Source organism: Raineya sp. (genome assembly GCF_053497555.1).
In genome coordinates this window covers 24291-43327 of the sequence record NZ_JBRCWE010000092.1, presented here as the reverse complement: position 1 = coordinate 43327, position 19037 = coordinate 24291, and the positions used below count along the sequence as shown (strand labels likewise).

Annotated in this window: 17 protein-coding genes; 9 read left to right on the top strand and 8 right to left on the bottom strand. The window is 38.4% G+C overall.

Features of this window, described 5'->3' with window-relative positions; all coding sequences use genetic code 11:
* Positions 1-133 precede the first annotated feature (133 nt).
* Positions 134-1237 carry a glutamine-hydrolyzing carbamoyl-phosphate synthase small subunit gene (carA, locus tag ACWITO_RS12075; RefSeq protein ID WP_448530252.1) on the bottom strand — a complete coding sequence of 368 codons (1104 nt, stop codon included), beginning with the start codon at positions 1235-1237 and terminating at the stop codon, positions 134-136.
* A gap of 139 nt (positions 1238-1376) precedes the next feature.
* Here carA and ACWITO_RS12070 point away from each other — a divergent pair, with 139 nt between their 5' ends.
* Positions 1377-2399: a hypothetical protein gene (locus ACWITO_RS12070; RefSeq protein WP_448530251.1), complete on the top strand. Its 1023-nt coding sequence runs from the start codon at positions 1377-1379 to the stop codon at positions 2397-2399.
* 63 nt (positions 2400-2462) lie between these two features.
* Here the strand turns inward: ACWITO_RS12070 and ACWITO_RS12065 are convergent, their stop codons facing one another.
* Together ACWITO_RS12065 and ACWITO_RS12060 are read right to left on the bottom strand one after the other, a co-directional pair.
* The gene (locus ACWITO_RS12065; RefSeq protein ID WP_448530249.1) at positions 2463-3359 is read right to left on the bottom strand and encodes a hypothetical protein; all 897 of its coding nucleotides are present in this window, start codon (positions 3357-3359) and stop codon (positions 2463-2465) included.
* A gap of 123 nt (positions 3360-3482) precedes the next feature.
* Positions 3483-5135: a VWA domain-containing protein gene (locus ACWITO_RS12060; RefSeq protein ID WP_448530248.1), complete on the bottom strand. Its 1653-nt coding sequence runs from the start codon at positions 5133-5135 to the stop codon at positions 3483-3485.
* Positions 5136-5276: 141 nt separating this feature from the next.
* On the opposite strand from ACWITO_RS12060, the gene cysS reads away from it, so the two are divergent.
* The 3 genes from cysS to ACWITO_RS12045 all read left to right on the top strand — a co-directional run bounded on the left by cysS (position 5277) and on the right by ACWITO_RS12045 (position 8812).
* Positions 5277-6776, top strand: coding sequence for a cysteine--tRNA ligase (gene cysS, locus ACWITO_RS12055; RefSeq protein ID WP_448530247.1), 1500 nt, complete (start codon positions 5277-5279; stop codon positions 6774-6776).
* Positions 6777-7031: 255 nt separating this feature from the next.
* A complete protein-coding gene (locus ACWITO_RS12050) occupies positions 7032-7769 on the top strand; it encodes an electron transfer flavoprotein subunit beta/FixA family protein (protein ID WP_448530246.1) in 738 nt (245 codons plus the stop codon).
* A gap of 86 nt (positions 7770-7855) precedes the next feature.
* The gene (locus tag ACWITO_RS12045; protein ID WP_448530245.1) at positions 7856-8812 is read left to right on the top strand and encodes an electron transfer flavoprotein subunit alpha/FixB family protein; all 957 of its coding nucleotides are present in this window, start codon (positions 7856-7858) and stop codon (positions 8810-8812) included.
* A 42-nt stretch (positions 8813-8854) separates the two neighbouring features.
* Here the strand turns inward: ACWITO_RS12045 and ACWITO_RS12040 are convergent, their stop codons facing one another.
* Entirely contained in the window at positions 8855-11056 is a 2202-nt protein-coding gene (locus tag ACWITO_RS12040) for a TonB-dependent receptor (RefSeq protein ID WP_448530244.1), read from the bottom strand.
* Between the two features lie 176 nt (positions 11057-11232).
* A complete protein-coding gene (gene mnmD, locus ACWITO_RS12035; protein ID WP_448530243.1) occupies positions 11233-11907 on the bottom strand; it encodes a tRNA (5-methylaminomethyl-2-thiouridine)(34)-methyltransferase MnmD in 675 nt (224 codons plus the stop codon).
* A 62-nt stretch (positions 11908-11969) separates the two neighbouring features.
* Here mnmD and ACWITO_RS12030 point away from each other — a divergent pair, with 62 nt between their 5' ends.
* The 5 genes from ACWITO_RS12030 to ACWITO_RS12010 all read left to right on the top strand — a co-directional run bounded on the left by ACWITO_RS12030 (position 11970) and on the right by ACWITO_RS12010 (position 16612).
* A complete protein-coding gene (locus ACWITO_RS12030; RefSeq protein WP_448530242.1) occupies positions 11970-13232 on the top strand; it encodes an AAA family ATPase in 1263 nt (420 codons plus the stop codon).
* A 3-nt stretch (positions 13233-13235) separates the two neighbouring features.
* The gene (locus tag ACWITO_RS12025) at positions 13236-13859 is read left to right on the top strand and encodes an RloB family protein (RefSeq protein WP_448530241.1); all 624 of its coding nucleotides are present in this window, start codon (positions 13236-13238) and stop codon (positions 13857-13859) included.
* Positions 13856-14446: an imidazole glycerol phosphate synthase subunit HisH gene (hisH, locus tag ACWITO_RS12020; protein WP_448530240.1), complete on the top strand. Its 591-nt coding sequence runs from the start codon at positions 13856-13858 to the stop codon at positions 14444-14446. The genes ACWITO_RS12025 and hisH overlap by 4 nt, the downstream gene beginning before the upstream one ends.
* Positions 14447-14578: 132 nt before the next feature.
* Positions 14579-15865: a methionine adenosyltransferase gene (metK, locus tag ACWITO_RS12015; protein WP_448530239.1), complete on the top strand. Its 1287-nt coding sequence runs from the start codon at positions 14579-14581 to the stop codon at positions 15863-15865.
* A 114-nt stretch (positions 15866-15979) separates the two neighbouring features.
* Entirely contained in the window at positions 15980-16612 is a 633-nt protein-coding gene (locus ACWITO_RS12010; RefSeq protein WP_448530238.1) for a flavin reductase family protein, read from the top strand.
* 215 nt (positions 16613-16827) lie between these two features.
* On the opposite strand, the gene ACWITO_RS12005 is transcribed toward ACWITO_RS12010, so the two are convergent.
* From ACWITO_RS12005 to ACWITO_RS11995, 3 genes are all read right to left on the bottom strand, one after another.
* A complete protein-coding gene (locus ACWITO_RS12005; RefSeq protein WP_448530237.1) occupies positions 16828-17604 on the bottom strand; it encodes a succinate dehydrogenase/fumarate reductase iron-sulfur subunit in 777 nt (258 codons plus the stop codon).
* A 160-nt stretch (positions 17605-17764) separates the two neighbouring features.
* On the bottom strand, positions 17765-18310 hold the full coding sequence (gene rimM / locus ACWITO_RS12000; protein WP_448530236.1) for a ribosome maturation factor RimM: 546 nt from the start codon (positions 18308-18310) through the stop codon (positions 17765-17767).
* Between the two features lie 151 nt (positions 18311-18461).
* Positions 18462-18980 carry a DUF350 domain-containing protein gene (locus ACWITO_RS11995; protein WP_448530235.1) on the bottom strand — a complete coding sequence of 173 codons (519 nt, stop codon included), beginning with the start codon at positions 18978-18980 and terminating at the stop codon, positions 18462-18464.
* Between the last annotated feature and the right edge of the window lie 57 nt (positions 18981-19037).

Genomic DNA, 19037 nt, shown 5'->3' with positions numbered 1-19037 from the left:
ATACAGAAACGTAATTTTTATTTAGAATGAGTTTAGATTACACAAAGATATAACAAATTTTTGAGAAAAAAGTTTGCGTGAGCAAATATTTTTCGCAAAGCTCAGATATCAAAAAAAATAGAAGTACGATAGTCTAATTTTTATTCAGCATTTGCACAAATTCATCAAACAGATAACGCGAGTCGTGAGTGCCGGGTGAGGCTTCGGGGTGATATTGTACCGAAAAAGCAGGTTTATCGGTTCGGCGTAAGCCCTCTACGCTGTGGTCGTTGAGATTGATATGGGTAATTTGAACGCAATCGCTTTGCTCAATTTCTTCTTTATTTACCCCAAATCCGTGATTTTGGGAAGTAATTTCGCTTTTGCCCGTAAGCAAATTCTTGACAGGGTGATTTAAGCCTCTGTGTCCGTGATGCAACTTATGAGTGCCAATACCACTGGCAAGAGCTAAAATTTGATGTCCTAAGCAAATGCCAAATAGGGGGGCATTATTTTCTAAAATTTGCTTTACGGTTTCAACGGCGTAAGGCATAGCGGCAGGGTCGCCAGGTCCGTTAGAAATAAAATAGCCGTCAGGATTAAACTTCTGCATTTCAGAGAAAGGCGTTTGGGCAGGAAATACTTGCATATACACATCTCTTTCAGCCAAACAGCGTAAAATATTTCGCTTTACACCCAAATCCAGAACTGCTACCTTGTGGCGTGCTTGCGGATTTCCAAAAAAATAAGATTTTTGCGTACTTACTTGGCTGGAAAGTTCAAGCCCTTTCATTGGAGGCGTTTCTTGTAGTTTTTTTTGCAAAAAACCTATTTCCAAATTTTCTGATGAAATAACTCCATTCATAGCTCCTTTCAGGCGAATATGCTGTACCAAACGGCGAGTATCCACTCCTGCAATGGCTACAATATTGTTTTCTTCTAAATAAGTTTGCAAGGATTTTTCGGCTTTGTGGCGAGAAAAAATATGAGAAAAAGCATTGCAAACCATTCCTCGGATAGTAGGCTTTTCTGCTTCTTGCTCCTCGTGGTAGGTGCCATATACGCCTATATGGGCAGTAGTATTTACGACAATCTGCCCAAAATAGGAAGGGTCAGTATAAATTTCCTGATAGCCCGTCATTCCTGTATTGAAGCAAATTTCGCCCGTAGTGGTACCCTTTTTGCCAATCGCAAAACCTTCAAAGAGTGTCCCATCTTCTAAAAGCAAGCAAGCAGGAGCTAAGAAATTGTATTTCATCATATTGAATAGGCTTAAAAACTCGGCAAAAATAACGAGAAATTTGATTTCTACGAAAAAAAGTTTATTTTTGAGTAGCTTCAAGAAGCAAAAACTGGAAGCAAGAAAAAGATCTATCAAATTTTTGCCCCTAACTGCTATGATTGAAATTTCCAAAAAAAAGCCTGCTTTTCCTATTTCCAAAGAGTTGCGAAGCTATTTGCAAACTTATCAGCGTACTTGTGTTTTACCTGTAAGCTACGAAGATTTGCTTCGCTACACCGATGCCTTCCCTGTTTTAGATAAAAAGGGCAAAGATACGCTATGGAACTCTGTTATTTATAGCCAAGATATGACACAAGAGCTTGATAAAGCTCTTACCACCGTGTATGCTTTGCTAAAAACCGATGGCGATATTTCTGTAATGGAGCATTTGCACGTAGATAGAATTGATTACTGCGTGTTTGGCAATTCGCACCCTTTTCGTATCAGAATCATCAATAACTACAACGACAATTACGATTATTTTTATGTAAAAAAAGCCGATGCTTCTCGTATTTATGGCTTGGAATTGGAACATTTGCTTTCGCCCAACCGAATTAGCTTTTTAGTGCATAAAAATACACTTATAGAAGAACACATTGCGGGCATACCCGGCGATGCTTTTATCCAAAACTATCTCCAACGCCCCGAAATGAATACCGTTCGCATTGCCAAAGAGTTTGTAAAGTTCAATGAGCGTTGTTTTATTCGTCTTTTGGGCGATATGCGAGCCTACAATTATGTGGTGGATATTACCCCCGACTTTGATAATGAGCAATACCGAGTGCGTGCCATTGATTTTGACCAACAATCTTACGAGGGCAAACACCGAATGTATTTGCCACAATTTTTCAAAGAAAATAACCCCATTGTAGAATTGTGCCTCAAACACGTCAATAAAGAAACTGCCAAGCAATATCAGCACGAAGAGCGAACCCTCATTGGGCGAAGACTGGTTTCGGCACGTTATCGCGTAAAAGATTTGATTGATGTAATGCGAAAAGATACCATTTCAAGCTCTGAAAAAACCTATCAGCTCAAACACGAACTTGCCGAATATCACAAAAACAACGAATTTCTTAAATGTAAAACGATGGGAGATGTGGTGAGAATACAGCTAAAAGTGGCTTTGTTGAAATAATTTTGATGATAGGCATTTTCGGTGGTTTCGGCTACGCCCAACCACCGAAAATGGATTTTAGTATTACTCAATTATCAATTTACGAACTTCTTGTGTTTTGGCTTGCAAAGGCTTTAAGTCTTCGGTAGAAACAGGGACTTTTTCGCCAGTTTTGTAAGAAGCAAATTTTTCGGCATATTTCTTTTCGGCATATACCTGCTTGATAGCTTTCAGACCGTTGAGCAAATCTTGGGCTTTGCCCGTAGGTTTTACGGCTTCCAAAGAAGAGATAGCATCATCAAGCGATTTTTCTTGGTCGGCGATAATTTTTACCATTCTGCTGAAAACCAAATCTTTGGTGTTTTTGTCCATATCCGAAGGCATACCGATAATGCTTGTAGAAATATGCAAACCTTCCACAAACATTGCCCCCAAAATAATTGCAGAAATATTGGTTCTTTCGTTGGCACGCAGATATTTATCAATATTTTGTACGGTTTCGTTAGCAATCTTGATAAGCGAATCTTTTTTATCCAAGTTTTTACCAAAACGCTCAATTTTTTGTTGGTCTATGGCAGAGCTAACCCCAATTTTATCAGCCAATTTTTGGCAAGCCCCCATATAGTCGCTTCCCATCTGAATTTTCTCGTAGTTCAGTACATAGCCCAAGTCAATCACATAAGCACCGAAGTTCATAGCGGCAAGGTCGTTGGTAGTGAGGTATTTATCAACATTTTTGGTAGGATTGATGAGCTTTTCATAGAAATCATCAACACCTGCCGAAGCAAGTAAATCGGGCAGTTCTTGTACAGGAGGCAACTGCTTTACAGCATCAGCTACATTTTTGATAACTTCGTCTTTTACTTTTTGTGTGATAGTAGTGTCGGGTTTTTGTTCGCCTGAACCTTTATTTTCACAACCTACTACCCCCATACCTATTCCAAGCAAAGCGAAAATAGCGAAAACTCTTGTGGTTTGCATAAAAAACGTTTTTTGGTGAAAATTTGCAAGGCAAACATAACAAAAAAATCAAAACCAACAAGCACTTTACTGAAAATTTGAAAAAACTTTCAATGAATGTAAGACAAGGAAATATCCAATCGTTCAGCAATCTTTCAAACACATCAAATCTTTGTAAATGATTTTGATGACTTCTTTGCTTTCGGGGTTGTACTGCCAGTTATTATCAAAATGATAGACAATTTCGGGGTTCGGTTTGTGCGAAATGGTCAGGCTATGAAAGCGGGTATCTTTTTCCTGCTCCTGGCGAATTTTTTTGACAATATCTTCTCGCAAAGAAAACATTACAAAATCGGAAATCATTAGTACATCGGCTTCCTTATACTCGTTGCTTTGAAGCATACGAATTGCTTCTATAAGGGCTGGGGCGGCATCTGTACCGCCGTGAAAAGACATCATCAAAAACTCAATGAGCAAATCCATTGAGTTTGCCAAATCTAATAGATTGATGGTTTTGATACCTACGGAAAAATTGATAAGATAAGCCTTGCGGTTTTCGCTACTTGCCATTTTGAGAATAGCGAAACAGAGTGTTTTGGCTATTTGTTCAGGCGTGCCTTCCATTGAGCCACTCGTATCCACACAAACAATGAAAGGACCTTTTTCTTTTTTACGCACTTTTTGCTGACGAAAATACTGAATTTTATCGTGTTGCACCAAAGTTTTGCCCTGATACCGAAAGCTCAAAAGTTCTTTTTCAACGTATTTTTTCCAAAAAGCGTTTTCTGTGGCACTATCCCCCAAAAAAGCCATTTCCGAAGGAAGTACATTGGGCAGATAATTATCTTGAAAAACACCCCCAATTTCATCTTTTTTCTGAAAATCTGCTATCCAAGCCTTGCGGCTGATGATGTTTTCATAGATTTCCTCATTGGTTTCGGTGCGAGCTTCACGCATTTTGCCAAGCATTTCGGCAAGCTCTCGCAAACCCTGTTCTTTTTGCAGAATTTGAGCATATTTTTCAAGAAGTTCAAACCCTGCTTTGTGCCATTTGCCCGAAGACATATCCCAAAAATGACCTACCTCGTTTGCAAATGGACTAATAAGCTCTATGAATTTGCTAAACTCCTCAATTTTGCTTTCCAAGACTTGCAGAAAAGCCTCTTGCTCTTTTTCGGCTTGCTCTATTTCCCATTGCAAGCGTTTGGCAGTGAGTAGTGCTTTCCATTGCGTAAGCAAATCCTCGGCAATTATTTCAAGTTCTTGCAATTCTTTCTCATACTTTTTGCCTTCTTTTTCCAAAGCAAAAAGGTCTATATGGCGTAAAATAGCTTCAAACTTTTTTTCATAAAAGCTAATATCCAACTCTTGGGCAGTATACATTTCTTTAAGGTAATTAGTGAGGTAATACCATTGTTTTGCCCACCAAAAAGCTGGTGTAGCTTCCCATCGCTGAAAAAGGCTAATTTCATCAAGAAAAGGGTTTTGGGTATCTAATTGAGTCTGTATTTTTTTGAGCCATTTCAGCAAATCTAAAAGTATTTGCTCGCTGGCTTGCTTGTATTTTTCTGAAATACTTCTTACCTTCGGACTTTCCAAAATCTTATCAAGAGCTTGGGCTATGGGCAGGTTGTAAATTTGCAAAGAAGCGGAAAGTTTTTCCAAATCATTTGCCAAATGAAGTTTCTTTTTCAGATACTCTGCCAAATATTTGCGTGTGGGGCGGTCAAAGATTTTTCCAAATTCTACAAAACGATTTACCTCTTCTTGCATTTTTGTTTTTTCAAAAAAACACATTACAGAACTTTTTGTTTGATAGTGAATGTTATTTGCATTTACGGCTTTTTCTGCAAATAAGAAATTCCTTATTTGCAGAAAAACGTTTTCCTGCAAATATAAATTTTTATATTTGCGGCAAATCCTCAAAATAAAAAAACCTTGAAACTCTACAATACCCTTACGCGTCAGAAAGAAAACTTTGAGCCGCTGAATCCGCCTTTTGTAGGCATTTACTTGTGCGGACCCACGGTGTATAACGATGCCCACATAGGCAATGGCAGACCTGCCGTAGTTTTTGATGTCCTTCGCCGCTACCTTATTTACAAAGGCTATAAAGTACGTTTTGTAAGAAATATCACTGATGTAGGGCATTTGCTTGGCGATACCAACGAAGGCGAAGATAGAATTAGCAGGCAAGCGAAACTGGAACAGCTTGAACCAATGGAGATTGTTCAACGCTACACCATTCGCTATCACAATGTAATGGACAAACTCAATGTCTTGCGTCCCGATATTGAACCCACTGCCACAGGGCATATTTTAGAACAAATTGAAATGACACAAAAAATTCTTGACGCAGGACTGGCTTATGAAGTAAATGGCTCAGTATATTTTGATGTAGAAGCCTATCAAAGCAAAAAATACAACTACGGCGAACTTTCGGGTAGAGTAATTGAAGAATTGCTTGCAGGAGCAGGCGAGGAGCGAAGAACCTTAGAGGGGCAAGACGAAAAGAAAAATCCCGCTGATTTTGCTCTATGGAAAAAAGCCGCCCCTGAGCATCTGATGCGTTGGAACTCGCCTTGGGGCGAGGGCTTTCCTGGGTGGCATATTGAATGTAGTGTAATGAGTACCAAATACCTTGGCGAAACTTTTGATATTCACGGCGGCGGTATGGATTTGATTTTCCCGCACCACGAATGTGAAATTGCCCAAGCCAAAGCCGCTAATGCAGGCAAAATTCCTGTAAAATATTGGATGCACAACAATATGGTAACCGTAAATGGGCAAAAAATGAGCAAATCTTTGGGCAATTTCATTAGCCTTGCCGAGCTATTTGAAGGTTCTCATTCTTTGCTTTCGCAAGCCTATTCGCCTATGGTGGTGAGGCTTTTCATTTTGCAGGCTCATTATCGTAGCACTATTGATTTTTCTGATGAAGCTCTGAAAGCTACGCAAAAAAACTATTTCAAGCTCATCAATGCAGGCAAAGTGCTAAAAAACTTGCATTACAGCGAGTTTGAACCTACCACACACGATAGCAAGCTGGAAAATGAGATACAAAATGATTTTCAAAAAATTTTTGAAGCCCTTGATGACGACTTGAATACGGCACTGGCAATTACACATTTGCTTGCTATCACTAAAAAGATAAACACTTTACAGAACAATCCTGCCAAAATTTCTGCTATCCAGGAAAGCACTTTTGCTTACCTGCAAAAAATGTATCCTTTGGTGCTTACAGAAATTTTGGGCATTCAAGAAGAGCCTATCAAGGAGGTAGAACCGCTCTTGCAAACTTTGCTCAAATTGTATGCAGAAGCAAAAGCGGAAAAAAACTATGCAAAAGTTGATGAAATCCGTGCAGAACTCAAAAAGATTGGTATCACGCTCAAAGATACCAAACAAGGCATTGATTGGGCTTATACCGAAGAGTAGTTGCCTTTTAGGTATATTTTGCAATAAGGAGGTAGGAAACAAGATTCAGGAGATAGGAGATAGACGGAGTAAAACTTTTACCTCAAACACTTGAAAGACTGAACTTTTTGAACGCAAATAATTAAGATTTGCCTAAAATTTTCAAAATTAGTATGCTTGCATAATATTTTTTCGGAAAAATTTGAATTTTGCCAAACAAAATACTTAACTTGCAACTTAATTAGCCAAAAATGTTTCACTCTAAAATGAACGCAAATGAAAATTTTAGTTTGCATTACACACGTTCCTGATACCACCACAAAAATCAAATTCACGCCCGATGGCTCAAAATTGGATACCACAGGCGTACAATTTGTGATTGGTCCTTACGACGACTATGCTCTTTCGCGTGCCGTAGAACTCAAAGAACAATTTGGGGCTACTGTAACCGTGCTAAACGTAGGTACTGCCGAAACGGAGCCTTCTATTCGTAAAGCTCTGGCTTTGGGTTGTGATGATGCTATTCGCATTGATGCCGAGCCTACCGATGCTTTTTTCGTAGCCGAACAGATTGCCCATATCTGTAAGCAAAATAACTATGATTTAATCTTAATGGGGCGAGAATCCATTGATTTCAACGGCGGGCAAGTGCACGGCATTGTGGGCGAATTGTTAGGTATCCCTTCGTTTTCGCCTGTAATGAAATTGGATATTGAGGGCAATATTGCCAAAATGGCAAGAGAAATAGAAGGCGGAAAAGAATATTTGGAAGCTCCTCTGCCTTTGGTATTGGGTTGCCAAGAGCCTATCGCCGAATGGAAAATCCCTAATATGCGAGGCATTATGTCGGCGAAAAGCAAACCTTTGCAAGTAATAGCTCCTGCAAACCCACAAGAACTTACCAAAAGTCTTTCTTTTGAACTGCCACCGCCCAAAGGTGCTTGTAAGATGATACCCGCCGAGGAAGCCGAAAAGTTGATAGATTTGCTCAAAACAGAAGCCAAAGTGTTGTAGTGAGTACAGTATAAGAGTAAAATGTTGTAAATCAGCTTTATTTTGTCTTGTATTTTTTTTCATAAACCTCCAAAATTTTGAGTCCGATGTCAGTTTTAATATTTGTAGAAACCGCCGAAGGGAAAGCGAAACCCTCTTCATTAGAAGCTGTTGGCTATGGTGCAAAAGTAGCCGAAATGCTTGGCACAAGTGCCACGGCTTTGGTACTTGGCGATGCCCAAGAATTGGAAAAATTAGGCAATTATGGTGCAAGCAAGGTGCTTCACGTTGCCGATAGCCGTCTGAATACAGGTATCATTCAGGCATATAGCAATGCTATTGCACAAGCTGTGGAAAAGGAAAATGCCTCTGTGCTTGTACTTGCTAAATCTTCGTTGGGCGATGCCGTAGCGGCACGTGTAGCAGGCAGATTGAAAGCAGGACTTGCATCCAATGTGGTGGATTTGCCCAATTTGAGCAATGGTTTTGTAGTAAAAAGAAGCATTTACACAGGAAAGGCTTTTGCCAATACTGCGATTAACACCGAAAAGAAAATTTTGGCAATCAAGAAAAATATCTACGCTGTAACTCCTACAACCAATACGGCAAGTGTTGAAGCATTTGCTCCTACTTTGAACGATAGCGACTTTGCCGCCAAAATTACAAACACCGAAAAAGCCACAGGCACTATCTCTTTGCCTGAAGCCAATATTGTGGTTTCGGGGGGTAGAGGCTTGAAAGGACCCGAAAACTGGGGTATTGTAGAAGAACTTGCCAAAGTTTTGGGTGCGGCTACGGGTTGCTCCAAACCTGTTTCCGATTTACATTGGCGACCTCACCACGAACACGTAGGGCAAACAGGCGTAAAAGTAAGTCCGAACCTTTACATTGCTATTGGTATTTCGGGAGCTATTCAGCATTTGGCAGGAGTGAATTCCTCTAAATGTATTGTGGTTATCAATTCAGACCCCGAAGCACCCTTTTTCCAAGCCGCCGACTACGGCATTGTAGGCGATGCGTTCCAAGTAGTGCCTAAAATTATTGAAGCGGCAAAGAAGATGTAAAAAATCATTCAAAATCCCGAAAAAAATGTTTTTCGGGATTTTTTAATGCAAATGCCACCGCAAGCCTAAAAACCCTCTAATGCCTTGCAGAGGAGCAAAACCATAAGCCGTGTCAAAACTATCGCTAAATGGATTTTGAGGGTTGAAAAGCGGATTTTGAGGCATAAAGTTGAGTAGGTTTTTTACACCTGCATATACTTGCCATTTTTCCTGAATTGAAGTTGTAACCTGCAAGTTCTGAATACTATACCAAGGCGATTTTTCGGGACGAAAATCATTTTCTACTACTACAAGGGGCATGGGGCTGTACAAATTACCTGTCCAATCAAGGGTTGTACGAATTTTGGCAAAAGTATAACTTACGCTCCAAGTTGCTGAAAATGGTGAAACCAAAACCTGATTGCGGCGTTTTTGCTCTTGCACAAAAGATTGCAGAAGCGTAAAACCTAAGTTCCAACGCAAGCCCTGCGGGCTTTGAAAATTCAAATTACTTCCCCAGCCTCTCACTACCGAATAGCCCTGTAAGTTGTCATAGACAATTAGGTTATCATCTATTTCGTAATTGGGTAAAATACGATTGGTAAAGTAAGTGTAAAAAAGGTTATTTTCCCAAGTAAGCAAGTTTTTGCCTGCAAGCAATGTTTTTTCATAACTTATGCTTGCGTTCCAAGATTCTTCGGGTCTGAGCTGGCTGGCAAGCACTACGCTTCTTGCACCTGTAAGGGCGGCGTGGTCTTCGGTAAAAAGATTGACCACCCGAAAACCTTTTCCTACATTCAAACGCCAGATGTTATCTTCATTAGCCGTAAATTTGTAAGCCAAACGAGGCGTTAGGATATTTCCGTGAGCCGAATTGTAGTCGTAACGTAAGCCAAGCAAAAGCGAGTGTTTGGGGCTAAATGCTGTTTCATTTTGTAAAAAAATGCTTGGCAAATAGATTTTTGAGGGCTGATTGCGGTTACCATCGGCTGATGCAGTTGCAGGCGAATTATCATCATAAAAAGTGTAACGAAACGTACTACCCGCAAGCAAATGATTGCGATTATCTAACTTTTTCTCCCAAAGCATCTGTGCAAAAGCAATGCTTTGGGTAGCCTTGTAGGGTGTATTTCCATAAAAAGCATTTTGGTTGTGATGGTTGAAAGAGTATTGCAGTGATAGTTTTTCTTTCGTAGGCAAATCGTATCTGCCAAGCAGTTCAAAACGTTTGGTAAAAATGCTTTCGCCATAAATTTGTTCAGAGCCACGCAAAGCCTCTGTAAAAAGCATTTCGCCACCCAGGCGATTTTCGTAGATGTATCGCCAAGCTATAGAAGTATTTTTTTGGTCTTTTCGCTCAATTTGCCATTTGTTGAACACTGAAAAGCGTTTTTGTAAAGGTATATCCATAAAATTATCTACATTCATATCTCTTTTGCTATTGAACCAAAACAGATTAGAACTTAATAAAGTGGAAACCTTACCTATTTTTTGGCTGAAAGCCATATCGGCATTATATTCTTGGTGAGAGCTTGCAAATACATCAATGCTGAATTTTTCGGCTTGTTGTGGCGATTTGGTGATAATATTGATAAGCCCCGCAACTGCTTCCGAGCCATAAAGCGTTGAGGCTGTTCCTTTGATAACTTCAATGCGTTTAATTAGGCTCGTAGGAATACCACTGAAACCATACACCGTTCCCAAGCCACTTACTATGGGCATTCCGTCAATGAGTACCATTGTGTAAGGAGCTTCCATTCCATTGATTTGTATGCCTGTTGTGCCGCAAACACTACAAGTAATTTGGGGGCGTACCCCATTGATGTACTGCAAGGCATCGGCAAAATTGGAAGTAGGATTTTTTTGTAAAAAATGCTCGCTATACACTTCTACCAAAATCGGACTTTGGCTGGTTTCCGTTTCTCGCAAAGTGCCTGAAACTACCACTTCACCAATGTTTTCGCTACTTGCCAAAATTAGCAGATTTTCATTGGTTCCTTCGCTGATAGTAATTTTTTTTGCCCAAGGCAAAATGCCAATTCCCTGTACCAAAAGCGTGTACTGACCTACGGGAATATTATGCAAAGAAAAAAATCCTGTACTATCACTGATAGTTTGAAAAGAAGTTTTTTCCAGTTTTATTACAGCCCCTACCATTGCCTCACGGGTAACATCATCTTTTACAAAACCTTGCAAAGTGCCTGTTTGGGCGATTACGGAAACACTATACAGCCAAACCCAACCCAAAAAGAATAATTTTTTCATAGCTAAATTTATTTTTTTTTGCAACATTGTTGCAAATATAAAGTTTGTTTCCTGCAAATCCAAATTTTAGGCAAATCTAAAAATTTTTATTGATAAGCAAAAATAAAATTGTAGTAAATCTAAAAAATATCTGTGCTTTATTCTATAATTCAGTCAATACTAACAATTTGAACTTATTACACTTTTCTCCCTCTAGTCATTTCACGTTTGCCCAAAGCACCGGGCAGTTTTTCTACTTGTAAGCCGAGAGTTTTCAAATCTCTGCGAAGTTGCCCTTTAGCAGAATAAGTAACCCAAAAAGCACCTTGCTTCATTGCATCGGCAGTACGCCTGATTTGCTCTATTTCCCACAATTCGGGTTGTACGTTGGGGGCAAAGGCATCAAAATATACAATATCAAAAATAGCCTCGCTTTGGTATGTTTGTAAAGCGATTTTTCTTTTTTCCAAAACAAAATTATCAGAAATAACTACGGCTTTATTCCAATCGCTTTGGTGCATAGCCTCAAAATAAGACTCTAAATGGCTATCAATTTGCTCAACGTATTGTAAAGGTTTTATTTGCTCGTAGGCAAGAGGATAAGTTTCCAAAGTTTGGTAGTAAATAGAAAGTTTCCTCTGAAAGGCACTTTGCAGAGTGAGCAAGGCATTCAGCCCTGTACCAAAACCTATCTCCAAAATTCGGATAGTATCTTGAAAATTAGAATTTTCAGCGAGCCAATCGTGTAAGCCCGCCTGCAAAAATACGTGTAAAGACTCGGCAATAGAACCATTCCGAGAATGATAAGTTTCGTTGAGAGCCGTATTCAGAAGTGTTTTTGAGCCATCGGTAGCAGAGTAGAGCGTGAGCATATTTTTATGAATTTTTAGTAAATTTTGGAAATTTATTGTTTATTTTGCAAAAAAAATCAGAAATGCTGATTGAATTTAGTGTTCAAAACTTTGCTTCTATAAAAGACAAACAAACCCTTTCATTTGTTGCTGATAAGAGTAAGCATTTAGAAGAGCATTACGTAATTCAAACAAATGGCTTGCGACTGCTGAAATTAGCCCTTATTTATGGTGCCAATGCTTCGGGGAAAACCAATATTTTGAAAGCATTAGACTTTTTGAGGCAATTAGTAATCAATCCACTTTCGCATAAAAACGAAACTATCCATTTTCAGCCTTTTCTGTTTGATGAAAAAAGCCGAACAAGTCCAACTATTTTTGAAATCAAATTCTCGCATAATGCGAATATCTATTCTTATGAGCTTTGCTTTACAAATGAAGCTATTTTGAATGAAAAAATGGTTGTAAATAAAAATACCATTTATAGTAGGCAAACTGACCCTATCAAGAAACTTGCTCAAATTAAATTTAATGAGAAAATCTTTGATGATAAGGTTATCCTTAAAATTCTTGAAACCAATACTTTGTGGAATAATACCGTGTTGGGGGGATACCTCAAAACCAATACTTCTATTGCATATTTAGAAGGGGCAATAGAGTGGTTTAGTGGGCATTTAGAAGGTTTGTTGTTAAGCAGTTTTTTAGAAAACTTTATTCATTACCATATTTATTCGGGGGAAATTGATAAAGCGATACTTTTAGATATTTTGAAAAAAGCAGATTTTGGAATAGACGATATTTTTATCCGGGAATTAGTTGCGAGTTATATCTCCGATGATGAGCAAGCACCTAAATATATAAATGATTTGACAATTGAAGAGAGAGAAAAATTAGTACCTATTTTTGAAGTTTATTTTGTTCATAAAATTAGTAAAAACAAACACGAAAAGTTACCATTTCAGTTGGAGTCCAAAGGAACTCAACGATTTTATGAACTTGCAGGAATACTAACGTTGCTTATCAAAAAATCTTTCATATTTCCTATTGATGAAATAGAGGCTTCATTGCACCCCGACTTATTAGAACATTTCTTATTGATGTTCTTGCTCAATACTAAAAACTCGCAAATCATTGCAACAACGCATTACAGAGAATTTCTTGAAAATACAGATATTTTTAGAAACGATGTTATCTGGTTTGTACAGAAAGATGAAAACTTGGCTACAGAGCTGTATTCTCTTGCAGATTTTGATAAAAGGACATTCAATAAAAAGACAAATATTCTGCAATCCTATAAAGTAGGTAGATTGGGGGCTATTCCAAACCTAAAAGGTAGATATATTTAAGAAATGAAACGAAAAAAAACTCATATTTCCCAAATTAAACCTAAAAAATCTAAAATAGCAGTACTTGTAGAAGGAGAAACAGAGATATGCTATTTGGAAATGTTACAAAAAAATGAAGAGAATCTTCAATTTAGTATAGAACCCAAATTGCCTCAAAAAAAATCCATCAAAGAGCAGTACGAAAAAGCTATATCGTTACTGAAAGAGGGCTATCAAGCTGTTTTCTGGATAATTGATTTTGATGTTATTTTGAGTGATAATCAAGTGAAAAATTTTCTAAAATATCTTCAAAAGGCTAAACAGAAGAAAATTTTGACCATTATCAATAACCCTTGTTTGGAATATTGGTTTTTATTGCATTTTCGTTTTACGCAAAAGACTTTTAGAAGTTGTAGGAAAGCAGAAGAGGAGTTGAAAAAATACATAAAAGATTATGAAAAAACTAAAAAATACTTCATCAACCCCAATCAAGATATTTATGCCAAACTGAAAGAAAAATTGCTTACTGCAATTGAAAACTCAAAAAAATCTATCTGGCATATAGAAAATGAAAGTTTAGATTGGACAGCAAGCAGCTTTTCGGAAATGTATTTGCTTTTTGAATATATCAAACAATACAAGGAATGACTATCGCTATCGTTCAATACAACGCAGGAAACGTACAATCTGTTCTGTTTGCCTTGAAGCGTTTGGGTGTAGAGGGGATTCTTACTGATAAACCCGAAATTTTGCAAACCGCTGATAGAGTAATTTTTCCCGGTGTAGGTGAGGCAAGCTCTGCAATGAAATATCTGAAAAACAAAGGATTAGATAGGGTTATCCAAAACCTCACACAGCCCGTTTTGGGAATATGTTTGGGGCTACAACTACTTTGCAAGCACTCGGAAGAAGGAAATACAGAGTGTTTGGGTATTTTTGACTTGAACGTTAAAAAATTTCCTACCGATAAGGGCAGTAAAGTACCTCACGTAGGCTGGAATAGCATTGAAAATTTACAATCGGAGCTTTTTAGTGGCATAGCCAGTGGCTCGTATGTATATTATGTGCATAGCTATTATGCTGAAATAGGCACTGCAACTATTGCCCAAACGGAATATATTTTGCCTTTCAGTGCCGCTCTGCAATATAAAAACTTCTATGCCGTGCAGTTTCACCCCGAAAAAAGTAGTAATGTAGGCGAGCAAATTCTGAAAAACTTTCTACAAAAAGGCTGAATTTATCTTTGACAATCAAAAAATTGTAAAAAAATATAGCGGATTTGAAAAAATCTGTAAATTTGCCACTCAAAATTTTATTTTGCGAAAAAAAGCGTTGTTTTACCGAAAAAATTAAAATTTCAAAAACCAATGGCATATTTATTCACCTCTGAATCGGTATCCGAAGGACACCCCGACAAAGTAGCAGACCAAATTTCTGATGCTATCCTTGATGCAATGCTCGCCCAAGACCCCAATTCGCGTGTTGCTTGCGAAACGCTGGTTACCACGGGGTTAGCTGTAATTGCAGGTGAGGTTACCACACAAGCCTACGTAGATATTCCCGAAGTTGTACGCCAAACCATTGAACGTATCGGCTATACCAAAGCTGAATATCAATTTGAATCTAAATCTTGCGGTGTAATGGTTACCCTTCACGCCCAATCGCCTGATATTGCTCAAGGTGTTGATGAAGGAAAAGGCTTGGATAAAGACCAAGGTGCAGGCGACCAAGGAATGATGTTCGGTTATGCTACCAACGAAACCCCCGAATATATGCCAATGGCACTTGCTTTTTCACACCGAATTGTGAAAGAATTGGCTCGTATTCGCAAAGAACAGCCCGAACTAATGCCTTATTTACGCCCTGATGCCAAATCGCAGGTTACTATTGAATATGATGATAAAGGCAAACCCAAAAGAGTACATACCATTGTGGTTTCTACCCAACACGATGAGTTTGATACAGAAGCCAAAATGCTCAAGAAAATTAGCGAAGATGTGAAAAAGCACGTCATTGCACGTGTTATTCCTGCCGAGCTACTGGATAAAAAGACCGTTTATCACATCAACCCTACGGGAAAATTTGTTATTGGCGGTCCTCACGGCGATACAGGACTGACAGGTAGAAAAATTATTGTAGATACTTACGGAGGAAAAGGTGCCCACGGCGGAGGAGCGTTTTCGGGTAAAGATTCTTCCAAAGTTGATAGAAGTGCCGCCTATGCCGCCCGTCATATTGCGAAAAATATTGTTGCCGCTGGGCTGGCTGATGAGGCTTTGGTGCAGGTAGCTTATGCAATTGGAATTTCTAAGCCTGTTTCGCTCAATGTAAATACTTTTGGCACAGCCAAAGTAAAATTAAGCGATGCTCAAATTGCTGAAAAAATTGCAGAAATGTTTGATATGCGTCCCAAAGCTATTGTTGAGCGTTTGGGCTTGAAAAACCCTATTTTCTCTCCTACCGCCGCCTACGGACACGTGGGCAGAGAGCCATACAAAGCCAAAGTTGATGTTTCGTATGTAGAGGTAAAAGAGGATAAAAATAGCAAACAAGAAATCCGTAAGAAAACTAAAAAAGAGGTGGAATTCTTTACTTGGGAAAAACTGGATTACGTAGATGCTATCCGTAAAGCCTTCGGATTAAAGAAAAAATAAGTTTTTTCCGAGAAAATATTACCGAAAGCCTATCAAGCAATAGCCTGATAGGTTTTTATTTTTCAAACAATTTTACAGCCTTTTGGTTTCAAAAAAAAAACAATATACTCTGCTATGGCTCATTTTACAAAAAAATCTTTGTTAGAACTGGAAACTTTGTACCGCCGAAACCTAATGAATACCCTTTTAGGTTTCAAAAATGCCAATCTCATAGGTACAAGAGATAAAAAGGGTAATGAAAATCTTGCAATCTTTAATTCTTTGGTGCATTTGGGAGCAAATCCGCCTCATATTGCCTTTGTAATGCGACCTACTACCGTAGAAAGGCACACTTACGACAACATTCACGAAACAGGCTTTTATACTTTCAATCACGTGCATACGAGTTTTGTAGAAAAAGCTCACCAGACCTCTGCCAAATACCCCAAAGAGGTTTCTGAATTTGCGGCTTGCGGCTTGACGCCAGTTTACAAAAACGATTTTCCTGCTCCTTTCGTAGCTGAAAGCCAAATTCAGATAGGAATGAAATTCGTGGAAGCTATTTTTATCCCTACCAATGAAGTTTATTTGATAATTGGCGAAGTGCAAGAGTTTTTTGTACCTGATGATTACTTGCGTTCTGATGGTTTTATTGATTTGCAAAAAGCAGGAACGGCAGTGGTGAGTGGTTTAGATGCTTACTATCAAGCCCAAGAAATAGCACGTTTTAGCTATGCTCGCCCACAACAAGAATTGAAAAAAATGTAAGATAATTGTTTATAGGTATAGTTTGCGGTGAAACAGGAAACAGGAGACAGGAGACAGGAGACAGGATTTAGAACATTGGATATTTAGACGGAGCAAAACTTTTACCTCAAACTCTTGAACTTTTAAACTTTTTGAACGTAAATAACTTCTTACAATTTAAGTTTGAAAAGAAAAAGCGACAACACCATAGGTTGATGTTGTCGCAAAATGTTGTTTTATACGAGTTCTTCTTCGGCGGTGAGTTTGGCTACATAGTAATCTCTATTCATACGTGCGATGTTACGAAGCGAAATTCCTTTGGGGCATTGAGCTTCGCAAGCACCTGTATTGGTACAAGAGCCAAAACCTTCGGCATCCATTTGAGCAATCATTTTTTGCACACGGCGTTTGCGTTCGGCTTGTCCTTGGGGAAGTAAGCCCAAATGAGCGATTTTAGCCGAAACGAAAAGCATAGCCGAAGCATTTTTGCAGGAAGCAACACAAGCACCACAACCAATACAAGTAGCGGCATCCATAGCCTCGCTAGCTACGTGTTTGGGAATAGGAATTTCATTGGCATCAACGGTTACGCCTGTATTTACAGAAATAAAGCCTCCTGCCTGAATGATTCGGTCAAAAGCACTTCTATCTACTACCAAATCTTTGATAACAGGAAAAGCTTTGGCACGCCAAGGCTCAATATAAATTGTATCGCCATCTTTGAAACTACGCATATGAAGTTGGCAAGTGGTAGTTTGTTTGGGTCCGTGGGGCTGTCCGTTGATAAACAAACTACACATTCCGCAAATACCTTCTCGGCAGTCGTGGTCAAAAGCAACAGGGTCTTCGCCTTTGCGAAGCAAATCCTCGTTGAGTACGTCAAGCATTTCTAAAAAAGACATGTCGGGGGAGGCAGTAACTTTGTACTCCACCATTCTGCCTTTGTCGTTCTTATTTTTTTGTCGCCAAATTTTGAGAGTCAGACTTAACTTTTGTGTGCTATTACCTGCCATAGTTGTAATAGGTTTTATTTGCTATAAAAAATCTTGTTCATTCAAATTGTTTGCAGATATGGCACAATATTAAGACAATTTTTACCTAAAATCAATCTAAATAAGTGAAATTTTGAGACAAAAAATTATTACAAGGCACGAATATAATGCTAAACAAGGCTTAATCTTGCAGATATACGTCTAATAGCCCTTCGGGCAGAGCTACGTGTAGTTTTTTTTCTTTTCTATCTACTTGCAAAATCACTTCGTCGTTGATAGGGATTAGCACTTCTTTGCCTTGATATAGCATTACAAGCAAAGCCGTTTGTGTGGTAGTATAAACGTCTTGGATTTGAGCTAAATTGCCCAAAACTTTATCAACTACCAAAAAGCCAATAATTTCGTGAAAGTAAAACTGCTTTTCACCCAGCGGGGGCAGAAAAGAAAGCGGCAAAAAGAGCTTTGCACCAACGATTTCTTGAGCTTGTTCAATGCTATCAATATTTTTGAGTTTGAGCAGTGCTGTCTGAGGTTTGTTCGGCAATAGTCGTACGCCTTCTACTTCAAATTTTTGTAGTTTTTTTTCTATTTCTACCCAAACTTCTTGCAGAGCCTCATAATCTTCGGGGTAATCTACATCTAAAAAAATACTCACTTCTCCGTAAAGAGCGTGAGTTTTTAAGATTTTACCTAATTCAAAACAATCATCTTGGCGTAAGTCGGACATATATTTTGATGTTTGGAAACAACAAACAGGATATAAGAGGCAAGATTATTATTTTATAGGTTAAAATATTCAAGTTCAAACTTCAAACTTTCAAACCTACCAAGCCTCTTTTTCACTTTTTTCAAGCATATCTAATTTACAGCTTGCTTTTTTACGTTCTAATGGGCATTTCGGGGTATGGAATGAGGTTTTCAATGAGAAATATGATAGTGCCTTTTACAAAAAGTGCAATCACAATGATAATGACACCAACCAAAATACCCACAGCTATATTGTTCTGACTAATTTCTTGCAACTCATCTATTTCGGTATTGATAAGATTAAACAAGTACATTCCCAAAGCTACCACTATGAAAGAAAAAATATACCCAAGCGTAATGAAAATAAGAATATACTTCACCGCCCCGAAAAAAACACTGGTAGTTTCTGTTTCCATAGCACGTATGGTATTTACTACCTTGAAAATAGGCTCTTCCAGACCTGAAATAATGTAACCTACCGAAAAAATCACAGAAGCCAGCAGTATCGCAAAAGAAATATTTTGGGGCGTAATCTGATACTTTCGCCGGATAGCACGAAGAAAAATTCTTGTGGTACTGAAGGTTACCAAAACTGCCAAAATAAACGCCATTACTAAATGCAAAATGGCTATAAATAAATTTCCTGTCATATATTTATATGTTTTTGTTTTTGTACGTTGCAAGTTTAACAAAAAAATATAAATCGC